We start from the raw sequence: 12,983 nt of genomic DNA, 5'->3' as shown, positions 1-12,983 counted from the left end.
GCTTTCCAGGTTCCCGCTTCCGCGTTTCCCTTTCCGGCGGTTCCGACTCTATCAGATCCTTTCGGGCCTGATCCCCGGTCAGCGGGGTTTGTCTTTGCGGCTGTTGGGCCGTTCCGACGAGTGAGACTTTAGCGGATTCCCCGGCTCCCGAGCCAATCGGGAGCCGCGTCCTTTCGAACGCGGATTCCTCATTCCGAAAATACACATGCCAATGAAGCGACGACAGACGTGCTGCGCGTCGAATAGTGGTTGGTACCTGCGGATTGGCTGCCCGGGGACCGACCGGAGTCGGCGCTCACGTCGGGCAACTCGGAGAACACTACGGATGGGGGTAGGGCGTGTCAACTCAGGGGCGGTCGGCACCTTCGGGGCGTAGCCTGGGCTTCATGACAACGCGTACGTGCACCCAACTGTGGTGGGCCGCCTGACGGCGGCCGCGCTCACGTACGCACTCGACGGCCGCCGCTTCGGCGGCCGTTTTCGTTTCTCCCTCCCGGATCCACGGAGGGGCGGCCGCCGGGGGCGGCGGTCCCGACCAGGAGGTGGAGAGATGACACGGGTCTTCAGCGGGGTCAAGCCGACGGGGCATCTGACGCTGGGGAACTACCTCGGGGCCATGCGGCGGTGGGCCGCGGTGGACCAGCACGAGGCCGACGCCCTGTTCTGCGTGGTCGATCTGCACGCCCTGACCGTGGACCACGATCCCGCCCGGGTGCGCAGGCTGAGCCGGCAGTCGGCGACGCTGCTGCTGGCGGCCGGGCTGGATCCGGAGCTCTGTACGGTGTTCGTGCAGAGCCATGTGGACGAGCACGCCCGGCTCTCCTACGTACTGGAGTGCGTGGCCACCGACGGTGAGATGCGGCGGATGATCCAGTACAGGGAGAAGGCCGCGCGGGAGCGGCAGCGGGGCGGGAGTGTGCGGCTGTCGCTGCTGACCTATCCCGTGCTGATGGCGGCGGACATCCTGGCGTACGGGGCCGGTGAGGTGCCGGTCGGGGACGATCAGCGGCAGCATGTGGAGCTCGCCCGGGACCTCGCCGTGCGGTTCAACCAGCGGTACGGGCATACGTTCGTGGTGCCGCGGGCCACCCGTCCGGGGGTGGCGGCGCGGGTGATGAACCTGCAGGATCCGGCGTCGAAGATGGGCAAGAGCGATGACGTCGGGCCGGGGGTCGTCTATCTGCTGGACGAGCCGGACGTGGTGCGCAAGAAGGTCATGCGGGCGGTGACGGACAGCGGGCGGGAGGTCGTGTACGACCGGGAGACCCGGCCGGGGCTCGCGAACCTGCTGGAGATCCTCGCGGCGTGCACGGATGGCGAGCCCGAGGCGCTCAGTGGTGCGTACACGTCGTACGGGGCCTTGAAGAAGGACACCGCCGAGGCAGTGGTCGAGGTGCTCCGGCCGTTGCAGGAGAGGCACAAGGAGTTGTGCGCCGATCCCGGTCATGTGGAGGGGGTGCTGCGGGCCGGGGCGGAGCGGGCCCGGGGGATGGCACGGCCGACCGTGGATGCCGCGTACCGGGCGATCGGGTTGTTGCCTGCTGTGGCGGAGGCGGAGGCGGAGACGGCCGGGGCCGGGGCCGTGGTGACGGTGTGAGGTGAGGCGGCTGCGGGGGCGGGTGTCGGGCCCGCCCCCGGTGGTCAGCTGTTGTTGCCGGAGGCCAGGGCGCGGCTGCGGTCGCGGGCCGCTTCGAGGGCGGCGATGAGGGCGGCCCGTACGCCGTGGTTCTCGAGTTCGCGGATGGCGTTGATCGTCGTGCCGGCGGGGGACGTGACGTTCTCGCGGAGCTTGACCGGGTGTTCGCCGCTGTCGCGGAGCATCGTCGCGGCGCCGATGGCGGACTGGACGATGAGGTCGTGGGCCTTGTCGCGGGGCAGGCCGAGGAGGATGCCGGCGTCGGTCATGGCTTCGACCAGGTAGAAGAAGTAGGCCGGGCCGGAGCCGGAGAGGGCGGTGCAGGCGTCCTGCTGGGACTCGGGCACGCGCAGCGTCTTGCCGACGGCGCCGAAGATCTCCTCGGTGTGGGCGAGGTGGTCGGCGGTGGCGTGCGTGCCGGCGGAGATGACGGACATCGCCTCGTCCACGAGGGCGGGGGTGTTCGTCATGACGCGGACGACCGGGGTGTCGGGGGCGAGGCGCTCCTCGAAGTACGCCGTGGGGATGCCGGCGGCGCCGCTGATGACCAGGCGGTCGGCGGGGACGTGCGGGGCGAGCTCGTCGAGGAGGGTGCCCATGTCCTGCGGCTTGACCGTGAGGATCAGGGTGTCGGCGTTCTTGGCGGCCTCGGCGTTGGTGACCGGGGTGACGCCGTAGCGGCTGCGGAGTTCCTCGGCTCGTTCCTGGCGGCGGGCGGTGACCAGGAGGTCGGACGGGGTCCAGCCCGCGCGGATCATTCCGCTGAGCAGGGCTTCGCCGATCTTGCCGGTGCCGAGGACTGCGACTTTCTGGGTCATGGCGCGGGGTGCCTCCGAAGGGTGCGTCGTCCGGGGTCCATCCTCGCACCGGGGAGTGGGGGACGGCTCGGGTGTCCGCTGGACGGGATGCCGCGTCGGGACGGCTACGCGGTCCGGCGCCTGAGGGTCGCCGCGCCCAGGATCAGGACCAGGAGTGCGCAGCCCGCGACGATCAGGGCGTCCCGGACGAACGTGGCGGTCATGTCCGTGTGGCGGAGGACCTCGTTCATGCCGTCGACGGCGTAGGACACGGGGAGGACGTCGGAGATGGCCTCCAGGGCCGGGTGCATGGTGTCGCGCGGGGTGAACAGGCCGCACAGGAGCAGTTGGGGGAAGATCACCGCCGGCATGAACTGGACCGCCTGGAACTCCGAGGCCGCGAAGGCCGAGACGAAGAGGCCGAGGGCCGTGCCGAGGAGGGCGTCGAGGAGGGCCACCAGGAGGAGGAGCCAGGGGCTGCCGGTGACGTCGAGGTCGAGGAACCAGAGCGCGAGGCCGGTGGCCAGGGCGGACTGGATGATCGCGAGGGTGCCGAAGGCGAGGGCGTAGCCGGCGATGAGGTCTCCTTTGCCGAGGGGCATGGCGAGGAGGCGTTCGAGGGTGCCCGAGGTGCGTTCGCGCAGGGTGGCGATCGACGTCACCAGGAACATCGTGATCAGGGGGAAGATCCCGAGGAGGGACGCGCCGATGTTGTCGAAGGTGCGCGGGCTGCCGTCGAAGACGTAGCGCAGCAGGAACAGCATCACGCAGGGGACGAGGATCATCAGCGCGATGGTGCGGGGGTCGTGGGTGAGCTGGCGGAGGACCCGGGCCGCGGTGGCGGTGGTGCGGGAGGCGCTCAGGGCCCTCGGAGGGGTGGCCGGCCGGGTCGCGGTGGTGGTCATCGGGTCGTCTCCTTGGTGCGGGCTGCTGCTTTCGCCTCGTCCACCAGCCGTAGGAAGGCCTCCTCGACGGTGGTGGCGCCGGTGCGGGTACGCAGGGCGTCGGGGGAGTCTCCCCCTGCCTCCGGCCGGGAGGTGCCCCCAGCGAGGAGTTCGCCGTCGCGCATGAGGAGGAGGCGGTGGCAGCGCTCGGCCTCGTCCATGACGTGGGAGGAGACGAGGAGGGTGGCGCCGCGGCCGGTCGCGATGTCGTGGAAGAGGTTCCACAGGTCGCGGCGCAGGACCGGGTCGAGGCCGACGGTGGGTTCGTCGAGGACCAGGAGTTCCGGGGAGCCTAGGAGGGCGACGGCGAGGGAGACGCGGTTGCGCTGGCCGCCGGAGAGGTTGCCGGCCAGGGCGTCGGCGTGGGTGGTGAGGTCGACGTCGGCTATGGCGCGGGTGACGTCGGCGTCGCGCCGGGCGGCGGCGGGGCGGCCGGGGTCGAGGATCGCGGCGAAGTAGTCGAGGTTCTGGCGGACGGTCAGGTCGTCGTAGACGGACGGGGCCTGGGTGACGTAGCCGATGCGGGTGCGCAGGGTGGGGTGGCCGGCGGGGCGGCCGAGGACGTCGAGCGTGCCGGTGACCTTGGCCTGGGTGCCGACGAGGGCGCGCATCAGGGTCGACTTGCCGCAGCCGGAGGGGCCGAGGAGGCCGGTGATCTGGCCCCGGGGGACGGTGAAGCCGAGGTTGCGCAGGACCGTGCGGGGGCCGCGTACGACGGTGAGGTTCTCGGCGAGGACGGCGGGGGTGTCCGGGTCCCGGAACTGGCCGGGGGTGGACGCCGGGCCCTGGCGTGGCGAGCCGGGAGCATTATTCATCATGCGATGAATAATGCTCCCGGGGGTCGGACGCGTCAAGCCGCCGGGGTGTGCGGCCTTCGGGTGGGTGCGCGTCCGGCCGGGGTCCTGGCGAGGAGCAGGACGACCTCGTAGACCTCCTCGACGAAGCCGTCCGGGAACGCCCGGAGCAGGTGCTCGCGTTCCTCGGTCAGGAACGACGCGGTGTGGTCGGCGCCGTGAACGAGGAAGACCGAGTGGCTGCCGATGTTGGCCAGGTGGGTGTCGACCGGGACGCGGCGGCTCCAGCGGACCGTGCGGCGGGTGAAGTCGAGGAGGCCGGTGGGGTCGGCGGCGCGGGCGTCGACGTTGCGCTTCTCGGCGGAGACGTCGATGTCGAAGTGACGGGCGATGCGGGCGGCGGCCTCGGCGATCCAGGGGACGTCGAGCGCGTCGGTGTTCCACCACAGGGCGAGGGCGCCGCCGGGGCGCAGGACGCGCAGGGCCTCCGGGGCCGCGCGGGCGGGGTCGGTCCAGTGCCAGGCCTGGGCGTAGGTGACGAGATCGACGGAGGCGTCGGTGAGGGGGAGGTCGTCGCCCGTGCCGCGGATGACCGGGATGCCGGGCAGGGCGCGGCGGAACTGGGCCGCCATGCCGTCTCCGGGTTCCACGGCGACGACGTCCGCGCCCCGGGCGTGCAGGAGGGCGGTGGCGATGCCGGTGCCGGCGCCGATGTCGGCGACGCGGGCGCCGGCGGGGGGACGGCCGGTCAGGTCTTCTATCGCGTCGAAGAGGGCTGGGGGGTAGGACGGGCGGTTGGCGGCGTACTGGGCCGCCGCGGCGTTGAAGGAGTGGGCGCGGGCGCTTCGGGTGGGCTCGGGGGTGTCGGCTGGGGGTTCGAGGGTGCCGGCTGGGGGCTCGAGGGTGTGGGCTGGGGGTTCGAGGGTGCCGGCTGGGGGCTCGAGGGTGTGGGCTGGGGGTTCGAGGGTGCCGACACGGGGCTCGAGGGCGCCGGCAGGGGGCTCGGGGGCGCCGACACGGGGCTCGAGGGCGCCGACACGGGGCTCGGGGGCGCCGACACGGGGCTCGAGGGCGCCGACACGGGGCTCGAGGGCGCCGACACGGGGCTCGAGGGCGCCGGCAGGGGGCTCGAGGGTGCCGGCAGGAGGTTCGGGGGTCGGGTCGGCAGGAGGTTCGGGGGTCGGGTCGGCTCCGGTGGGGTGGTGGGCGGAGGGCGATGTGGTCATACGGCCATGGTGGCCGGGGGGCGGGGTGGGGTGCGGTGAGATTTCGGTGAGATCGAGGGGAGGGGGACGGTCGGATCCCGTCGGGCGAGGCACGAGGCCTCCGGCCTCCCCGGCGACGCCATGGCCGTCAAGCTGCTCATGCTGACCCTGAACTGGCTGATCGTCGAGCAGCTCACCCTGGCGGACGTCTTCACCGAAGCGGAGCGCGAAGAGCTGGTGACGGCGGCGGTCGAGCGCGTCGTGGCGGAGCGGTAGGCGGCAGGGCCTCGCCGGCGGCCGCTACGCGCGGCGGCGGTTCTTCGGGTTGCCCGAGCGGCGGGTCGTGCGCTTCTCGTACTGCTTGCGGGCCTCTTCGTACTCCTCGCGGTGGAGCCTCTCGCCGGGGGCCTCGGTGAGGGAGCGGAAGAAGTAGGCGAGGAGCGAGCCGACGAAGCCGACGGTCAGAAGGCCGCGCAGGGACGCCTGGCGGTCCGGGTCGGGGCGGCGGGTGAAGCCGTCCCAGGTGTGACGGAAGGCCATCGCGCTGCAGATCGCGAACATCACGACCATGAGCAGCGTGACGAAGCCGCCGATCGCGGCGATCCGGAGGCCCTGGTAGGCGAGGCGGAGGACGAGGCAGGAGGCGGCGGCGGTGGCGAGGGAACCGGCGGCGACCGCGATACGGCGTGCGGTGTAGCCGTTGTCGTGGTTCAGCCAGGTCGTGCCGAAGAAGCGCAGGGGTTCTGGTCGGGGACCGAGGGCCTCGGCCGTGGAGCCCGCGGGGGTGACACGGGTGCTGTCGTCTGCACTCACGGGTCGATTATGACCCTTGCCGGACCGCGGGCTCCGTGCGGGCCAGCCGCAGCGGGGGCGACGTGGCCGTCGCTGCCCGTCTCGACGTAAGCGTCCGCGACGAACTCACCCCTGCCGGTGTTGTCCCAGATGTTCGACGTGCCGTACGTGCCGGTGACCCGGGTGCCGATCTACTGCCCGACCCCCGGGACCACCGGATGGCATGAGTGAGTGGTCCCGGCCCGGCGAGAGTCGGATCAGGAGCAGCGCGGGCGGACGTAGCCGTCGCTGCCGGTCTGCACATAGGCGTCCGAGACGTACTCGCCGTCGTCGATGTTGTCCCAGATGTTCGTCGTCCCGTACGGACCCGTCACCGTGGTGCCGGGGCGCTGGCAGAAGATGGTGACCCTGGCTCCCTCGGGCAGGACGCGGACGAGGGCGTAGCCGGTGCCGGGGCCGCTGCGGACGTTCAGGCGGACGCCCGGGGCGACGGCGTACGAGCGCAGGGCCGACGCCGCCATGGTGACGGCCTCCCCCTCGCCTCTGCCTTCGAGTTCCTCGACATGGTCGACAGACATGCGTTTCTCCCCCGTTGAACCCCATGACTGCCATGGGGTGTCGTTGATTCCCCCGAGTCACACCATGAAACACGTGTGCGTAACTCGCTCGTGGAGGCTAGCAAGCCGTCTCTGTCCCGTACGAGTCTTCGACTAGGCTCCGTGCGTCGCGCGCGCGGACGAACAGCACGGGGGTGGTTCCATGGCGCCACAGCGGAACGCCGGATCGGGCGCGGAAGCGGAACTTCCCGAATACGCCGGTCACTACCGTCTGGAGTCCCGTCTGGGCTCGGGCGGCATGGGTGTCGTGCATATGGCCCGCAGCGCCTTTGGGATGAAGCTCGCGGTGAAGGTCGTACACGCCCAGTTCGCCAAGGACCCCGACTTCAGAGGGCGTTTCCGGCAGGAGGTGGCGGCGGCGCGGAAGGTGAGCGGCGCCTTCACGGCACCCGTCGTCGATGCCGACCCGGAGAGCGAACGGCCGTGGATGGCGACGCTGTTCATCCCGGGACCGACCTTGTCCGACCAGGTCAAGCGGAACGGCCCCATGGAGCCCTCCCAGTTGCGGCGCCTGATGGCGGGGCTGGCCGAGGCGCTGCGCGACATCCATCGTGCCGGGGTCGTCCACAGAGATCTGAAACCGAGCAACGTCCTGCTCGCCGACGACGGACCGAAGGTCATCGACTTCGGCATCTCCCGGCCGATGGACAGCGAACTGCGCACCGAGACAGGGAGGTTGATCGGTACGCCGCCCTTCATGGCGCCCGAGCAGTTCCGGCGACCGCGCGAGGTGGGGCCGGCCGCCGACATCTTCGCGCTCGGGTCGGTGATGGTGCACGCGGCCACAGGGCGGGGGCCGTTCGACTCCGACAGCCCGTACATCGTCGCCTACCAGGTGGTGCACGACGAGCCCGACCTGACCGGTGTGCCGGACGAGGTCGCGCCGCTGGTGCTGCGGTGTCTGGCGAAGGAGCCGGAGGAGCGGCCGACGCCGGACGAGTTGATGCGGGAGCTGCGATCCGTCGCGGCGTCGTACGACACGCAGACGTTCATACCGGCTCAGCGGACCGGGGACGCCCAAGGGTCGTGGCCGCCCGCCGGGAAACCCGTCCGTGGGGTCGAAGCCGCCCGTGCCGTCGGGGCCGGTCATGCCGTGGTGGCCGGTGATGCGGTGAAAGCCGCTCGTGTCAGAAGACTGCGGCTCGGCAGACGGACGCTCCTCGGAGCCGGGGCGTTCGGCCTGGCCGTTGTCGGTGCCCTGGCCTCGCTCCCGTTGCTCGACTTTGACGCCGGCTCACCGCAGCCCGCCTCTCCGCGGACCACATCGGCGGCGTTCAGCGGGTGGCGGACGTCCCCGGCTGCCGGGGACAGCGCACCCCTGTGCTCCCACGGGGCAGGACGGCTGCTCTGCGCCACGTCCGGCCTGGTCTTCGCCCTGGATCCGTCCGACGGACACCTGTTGTGGCGGCACCCTGTCGGCAAGGGACCCCGGAAGGAGTCGCCGGTGCTGGCCGGTGGGCTCGTCCAGCCCTCGCCGGACCAGGGGCGTCGCCTGGAGGCGCTCGATCCGGCCTCGGGCAAAGTGCGCTGGCAGCGGGACACACCCGAGGCCGGCAGTGCGGTGTACGCCGGCGGCATGCTCCTGGTCACGGGTGCCGACGGGAAGGTCACCGGCGTGGACGGCGCCTCGGGCGACTCGCGGTGGAGCACCCGGATCCCCGGCCATGAGATGCCGTACGTCGCCACGTTCACCGGTGACCCGTCGGCGTACGCCATCAGCGCGTCGGGGGACGGGAAGCGCACCCGGCTCACCGTGGTGGACCCGCAGACGGGTGACGTGCGGTCGGACGTCCGGCTCGACGGGACACTGAAGCCCTTCGGCGCGTCGGACGGCTCGGTGTTCCTCCTGTCCGTCGACGCGGTGCACGGCGATGCGCGGGGCGTGCTCCGCTACACCCCGAAGACGGGTGAGACCCGCCGTGTGCCCCTCGCCACTCTCCTCCAGCAGGCCCATGGCGCCGTGCGCGGGAACCGGGTCTACCTCATGGGGACCGGGGGATCGATGGTGGCCGTCGATCTCGAGGCGCGTGAGCAGTTGTGGAGTCTGGAGACGGGAACGATGCGGGGGTCCACGCCGGTCGCCGGTGACCGGTACGTGTACGTGGCCGCGTCGGACGGGCGGCTGCTCGCCGTCGACGCCCGGCGCGGGAAGCTCGCCGGGCAGACGTCCCCCCTGCTGGGCGACCGGTCGGACCGGATCCCGGCCGTGCTGCCCGAGCCCGTGGTGGTGGGCGACCGGGTCTACGGCAGTGCGCCGGACGGGACCGTCTTCGCCGTGAACGGGCGCGATCCGGCGGCCTGGTAGCCGACGGGCATCGGTTCACGGCGGCCCGGTCGCCGACAGGCATCGGCTCCGGCGGCCCGGTCGCCGACAGGCATCGGCTCCGGCGGCCCGGTCGCCGACAGGCATCGGCTCCGGCGGCCCGGTCGCCGACAGGCATGCGCGAAACCGCCCGGTCGTCGTCGGGCATGCGCGAGGACCGCCCGGTCGTCGTCGGGCATGCGCGAGGACCGCCCGGTCGTCGTCGGGCATGCGCGAGGACCGCCCGGTCGTCGTCGGGCATGCGAGGACCACCCGGCAGCCGACGGGCATACGCGAGAGCCACCCGGCAGCCGACGGGCATACGCGAGAGCCGCCCCCCGGCACGCGGAAGACGGCCCTCGGCGCGAGACCAGGTCAGCCCAGCTTCGACACGTCCCGCACCGCGCCCTTGTCCGCGCTCGTCGCCATCGCCGCGTAGGCCCGCAGCGCCGCCGAGACCTTGCGGTCGCGGTTCTTCGGGGCGTACACGCCGTTCAGCGCCTGGTCGCGGCGGGCCAGTTCGGCGTCGTCCACCAGCAGTTCGATGGAGCGGTTCGGGATGTCGATGCGGACGCGGTCGCCGTCCTCGACCAGGGCGATGGTGCCGCCCGCGGCCGCCTCGGGCGAGGCGTGGCCGATGGACAGGCCGGAGGTGCCGCCGGAGAAGCGGCCGTCCGTGACCAGCGCGCAGGTCTTGCCGAGGCCGCGGCCCTTCAGGTACGAGGTCGGGTAGAGCATCTCCTGCATACCGGGGCCGCCCTTGGGGCCCTCGTAGCGGATGACGACCACGTCGCCGTCCTTGACCTGCTGGGTGAGGATCTTCTGGACGGCCTCCTCCTGCGACTCGCAGACCACCGCCGGGCCCTCGAAGGTCCAGATGGACTCGTCGACGCCGGCCGTCTTCACGACGCAGCCGTCCACGGCCAGGTTGCCCTTGAGGACCGCGAGGCCGCCGTCCTTGGAGTAGGCGTGCTCGGCGGAGCGGATGCAGCCGCCCTCGGCGTCCTCGTCCAGGGCCTCCCAGCGCTCGGACTGGGAGAAGGCCTCGGCGGAGCGGACGCAGCCGGGCGCCGCGTGCCACAGCTCGACCGCCTCGGCGGACGGGGAGCCGCCGCGCACGTCCCAGGTCTTCAGCCAGTCGCCGAGGGACGGGCTGTGCACGGAGTGCACGTCCTCGTTGAGCAGGCCCGCCCGGTGCAGCTCGCCGAGCAGGGCGGGGATGCCGCCGGCGCGGTGCACGTCCTCCATGTAGTACGTGCGGTCCTTGGCGACGTTCGGGGCGACCTTGGCCAGGCACGGCACACGGCGCGAGACGGCGTTGATCTCGTCCAGGCCGAAGGGGACGCCGGCCTCCTGGGCGGCGGCCAGCAGGTGCAGGATCGTGTTGGTGGAGCCGCCCATGGCGATGTCGAGGGCCATGGCGTTCTCGAACGCCGCGAAGGAGGCCACGCTGCGGGGCAGGACCGTCTCGTCGTCCTGCTCGTAGTAGCGGCGGGTGATGTCCATGACCGTGTTGGCCGCGTTCACGTACAGCTGTTTGCGGGCCGTGTGCGTGGCGAGGACCGAGCCGTTGCCCGGGAGGGAGAGGCCGATGGCCTCGGTCAGGCAGTTCATCGAGTTGGCGGTGAACATGCCGGAACAGGAGCCGCAGGTCGGACAGGCGTTCTCCTCGATGCGGAGGATGTCCTCGTCCGAGATCTTGTCGTTCACGGCGTCGGAGATCGCGTCGACCAGGTCGAGCGTGCGGACCGTGCCGTCGACCAGGGTGGCGCGGCCGGACTCCATCGGGCCGCCGGAGACGAAGACCGTCGGGATGTTCAGCCGCAGGGCGGCGTTCAGCATGCCCGGGGTGATCTTGTCGCAGTTGGAGATGCAGATCAGGGCGTCGGCGCAGTGCGCCTCGACCATGTACTCCACGCTGTCCGCGATCAGGTCGCGGGAGGGCAGGGAGTACAGCATGCCGCCGTGGCCCATGGCGATACCGTCGTCGACGGCGATCGTGTTGAACTCGCGCGGGATGCCGCCGGCGGCGACGACCGCCTCGCTGACGATCCGGCCGACCGGCGCCAGGTGCGTGTGGCCGGGCACGAACTCGGTGAAGCTGTTGGCGACCGCGATGATCGGCTTGCGGCCGATGTCCCCGCCCGGTACACCGGAGGCGCGCATCAGGGCGCGTGCGCCCGCCATGTTGCGGCCGTGGGTGACTGTGCGGGACCTCAGCTCGGGCATCGTCGCTCGCTCCTTCAAAGACGGCGTCAGAGAGTTCGGAGATTTCTGACTGCTACCGAGCGTACGCCGGTCATCCAGTGGGCGGGACGGTGTGTCCGGAATGCGGGACGCCTGTCTCGGACGACGGCACCCGCAGGCCTTACGGATCGGTCAGATGTCCCTGTACGACGGCACCCGCACGCCCTACGGATCGGTCAGATGTCCCTGTACGACGGGCGCGAGCCGCGCGATGACCTGCTCCGGGTCCGCCGAGGCCAGCGGCTCGATCCTGAGGACGTAGCGCAGGATGGCGGTGCCCACGAGCTGCGCCGCCGCGAGCTCGGCCCGCAGCTCGGCGTCCGGCAGCTCCAGCCGTACCGCGATGCGGCGCAGCACCTGGGTGGCGATGATCCGCCGGAAGACGGCGGCCGCGGTGTCGTTGGTGAGGGCGGAGCGGACGATGGCGAGCAGCGGCGCGCGGGTCGCCGGGTTCTCCCAGACGCCGAAGAAGAAGCGGGCCAGGCGCTCCCCCACCCCGTCCAGCGGGCCCTCCTCGATGGCCTTCGGGGCCTGCAGGGCGGGTCCGAAGGCCAGGGTGATCGCCGCCTCGAAGACCTGCTCCTTCGTGCCGAAGTAGTGGTGCACGAGGGCCGAGTCGACGCCGGCGGACTTGGCGATGCCGCGCACGGACGTCTTCTCGTAGCCGCGCTCGGAGAACTCGTCGCGGGCGGCGGTCAGGATGCGGTCGCGGGTGTCCGCCGACTCCGTGCGCGGGGGGCGGCCACGGCGGCGGGCGGCCGTGCCGGACCCGCTGCCCGCCGCCGGCCCGTCGGTCATGACCGCGGCACCTTCACGGCCGAGGCCAGGTGCAGGCGGGTGAAGGCCAGGGCCTCCGCCAGATCGGCCTCGCGCTCCGCGCTCGACATCGCGCGGCGGGTGTTGACCTCGATGACGACGTGCCCGTCGAAGCCCGTCAGGGCGAGCCGCTCCAGCACCTCGGCGCAGGGCTGCGTGCCGCGGCCGGGCACCAGGTGCTCGTCCTTGGCCGAACCCCGGCCGTCGGCGAGGTGGACGTGGCCGAGCCGGTCCCCCATGCGGTCGACCATGTCCAGGGCGTCGGAGCGGGCCGTCGCGGTGTGGCTGAGGTCGATCGTGAAGTGCCGGTAGTCGTCCTTCGTCACGTCCCAGTCGGGCGCGTACGCGAGCATCTCGCGGTCGCGGTAGCGCCAGGGGTACATGTTCTCGACGGCGAACCGTACGTCCGTCTCGTTGGCCATGCGCCAGATGCCGTTGACGAAGTCCCGGGCGTACTGGCGCTGCCAGCGGAACGGCGGGTGGACCACGACCGTGCTCGCGTCGAGCTTCTCCGCCGCCGCGCGGGCCCGCTGGAGCTTGGTCCAGGGGTCGGTGGACCAGACGCGCTGCGTGATGAGCAGGCACGGGGCGTGCACGGCCAGGATCGGGATCCGGTGGTAGTCGCTGAGTCTGCGCAGGGCCTCGACGTCCTGGCTGACCGGGTCGGTCCAGACCATGACCTCGACTCCGTCGTAACCGAGGCGCGCGGCGATCTCGAAGGCCGTGGCCGTCGACTCCGGGTAGACCGAGGCCGTCGACAGGGCGACCTTCGCGTCCGGGATCTTCACGGCTGGCTCTGCCATGCAGGACAGATTACGGGGTGTGGTCGGGGT

Annotated in this window: 10 protein-coding genes and 2 pseudogenes; 3 read left to right on the top strand and 9 right to left on the bottom strand. The window is 71.8% G+C overall.

Going from position 1 to position 12,983, the window contains the following annotated elements; all coding sequences use genetic code 11:
* Window positions 1-550 precede the first annotated feature (550 nt).
* Entirely contained in the window at window positions 551-1,597 is a 1,047-nt protein-coding gene (trpS, locus tag HDC93_RS21255) for a tryptophan--tRNA ligase (protein WP_185012448.1), read from the top strand.
* A 44-nt stretch (window positions 1,598-1,641) separates the two neighbouring features.
* Here the strand turns inward: trpS and proC are convergent, their stop codons facing one another.
* The 4 genes and pseudogenes from proC to HDC93_RS21235 form a co-directional block, all read right to left on the bottom strand.
* Window positions 1,642-2,454: a pyrroline-5-carboxylate reductase gene (gene proC / locus HDC93_RS21250; RefSeq protein ID WP_185012447.1), complete on the bottom strand. Its 813-nt coding sequence runs from the start codon at window positions 2,452-2,454 to the stop codon at window positions 1,642-1,644.
* 104 nt (window positions 2,455-2,558) lie between these two features.
* Window positions 2,559-3,338 (bottom strand): ABC transporter permease, encoded by a 780-nt coding sequence (locus HDC93_RS21245; RefSeq protein WP_185012446.1) that lies wholly within the window; start codon window positions 3,336-3,338, stop codon window positions 2,559-2,561.
* Entirely contained in the window at window positions 3,335-4,195 is an 861-nt protein-coding gene (locus HDC93_RS21240) for an ABC transporter ATP-binding protein (protein WP_185012445.1), read from the bottom strand. The genes HDC93_RS21245 and HDC93_RS21240 overlap by 4 nt, the downstream gene beginning before the upstream one ends.
* A 32-nt stretch (window positions 4,196-4,227) precedes the next feature.
* Window positions 4,228-5,031 (bottom strand): annotated as a pseudogene (locus tag HDC93_RS21235) (class I SAM-dependent methyltransferase); the annotation flags it as partial.
* Window positions 5,032-5,481: 450 nt separating this feature from the next.
* Between HDC93_RS21235 and HDC93_RS21230 the strand changes: the two are divergent.
* Window positions 5,482-5,652, top strand: a pseudogene (locus tag HDC93_RS21230) (TetR/AcrR family transcriptional regulator); the annotation flags it as partial.
* Window positions 5,653-5,676: 24 nt separating this feature from the next.
* Here the strand turns inward: HDC93_RS21230 and HDC93_RS21225 are convergent.
* Both HDC93_RS21225 and HDC93_RS21220 read right to left on the bottom strand, forming a co-directional pair.
* Complete coding sequence (locus HDC93_RS21225) at window positions 5,677-6,189, bottom strand: EamA/RhaT family transporter (RefSeq protein WP_185012444.1); 513 nt, start codon at window positions 6,187-6,189, stop codon at window positions 5,677-5,679.
* Between the two features lie 236 nt (window positions 6,190-6,425).
* A complete protein-coding gene (locus tag HDC93_RS21220; protein WP_185012443.1) occupies window positions 6,426-6,746 on the bottom strand; it encodes an SH3 domain-containing protein in 321 nt (106 codons plus the stop codon).
* A gap of 181 nt (window positions 6,747-6,927) precedes the next feature.
* Between HDC93_RS21220 and HDC93_RS21215 the strand changes: the two genes are divergently transcribed.
* Window positions 6,928-9,090, top strand: a complete 2,163-nt coding sequence (locus HDC93_RS21215; protein ID WP_185012442.1) for a protein kinase domain-containing protein — start codon at window positions 6,928-6,930, stop codon at window positions 9,088-9,090.
* A 372-nt stretch (window positions 9,091-9,462) separates the two neighbouring features.
* Here HDC93_RS21215 and ilvD read toward each other — a convergent pair whose 3' ends face one another.
* The 3 genes from ilvD to HDC93_RS21200 all read right to left on the bottom strand — a co-directional run bounded on the left by ilvD (window position 9,463) and on the right by HDC93_RS21200 (window position 12,953).
* Window positions 9,463-11,316 (bottom strand): dihydroxy-acid dehydratase, encoded by a 1,854-nt coding sequence (ilvD, locus tag HDC93_RS21210; protein ID WP_185012441.1) that lies wholly within the window; start codon window positions 11,314-11,316, stop codon window positions 9,463-9,465.
* Window positions 11,317-11,499: 183 nt separating this feature from the next.
* The gene (locus HDC93_RS21205) at window positions 11,500-12,132 is read right to left on the bottom strand and encodes a TetR/AcrR family transcriptional regulator (RefSeq protein ID WP_185012440.1); all 633 of its coding nucleotides are present in this window, start codon (window positions 12,130-12,132) and stop codon (window positions 11,500-11,502) included.
* The gene (locus tag HDC93_RS21200; RefSeq protein ID WP_185012439.1) at window positions 12,129-12,953 is read right to left on the bottom strand and encodes a sugar phosphate isomerase/epimerase; all 825 of its coding nucleotides are present in this window, start codon (window positions 12,951-12,953) and stop codon (window positions 12,129-12,131) included. Before HDC93_RS21200 ends, HDC93_RS21205 begins: the two co-directional genes overlap by 4 nt.
* Window positions 12,954-12,983 lie beyond the last annotated feature (30 nt).

The organism is Streptomyces sp. AK010, from assembly GCF_014207295.1.
GTDB lineage: Bacteria > Actinomycetota > Actinomycetes > Streptomycetales > Streptomycetaceae > Streptomyces > Streptomyces massasporeus.
Note: the sequence above shows the minus strand (reverse complement) of the source record. Positions and strands in the feature narration are given on the sequence as shown.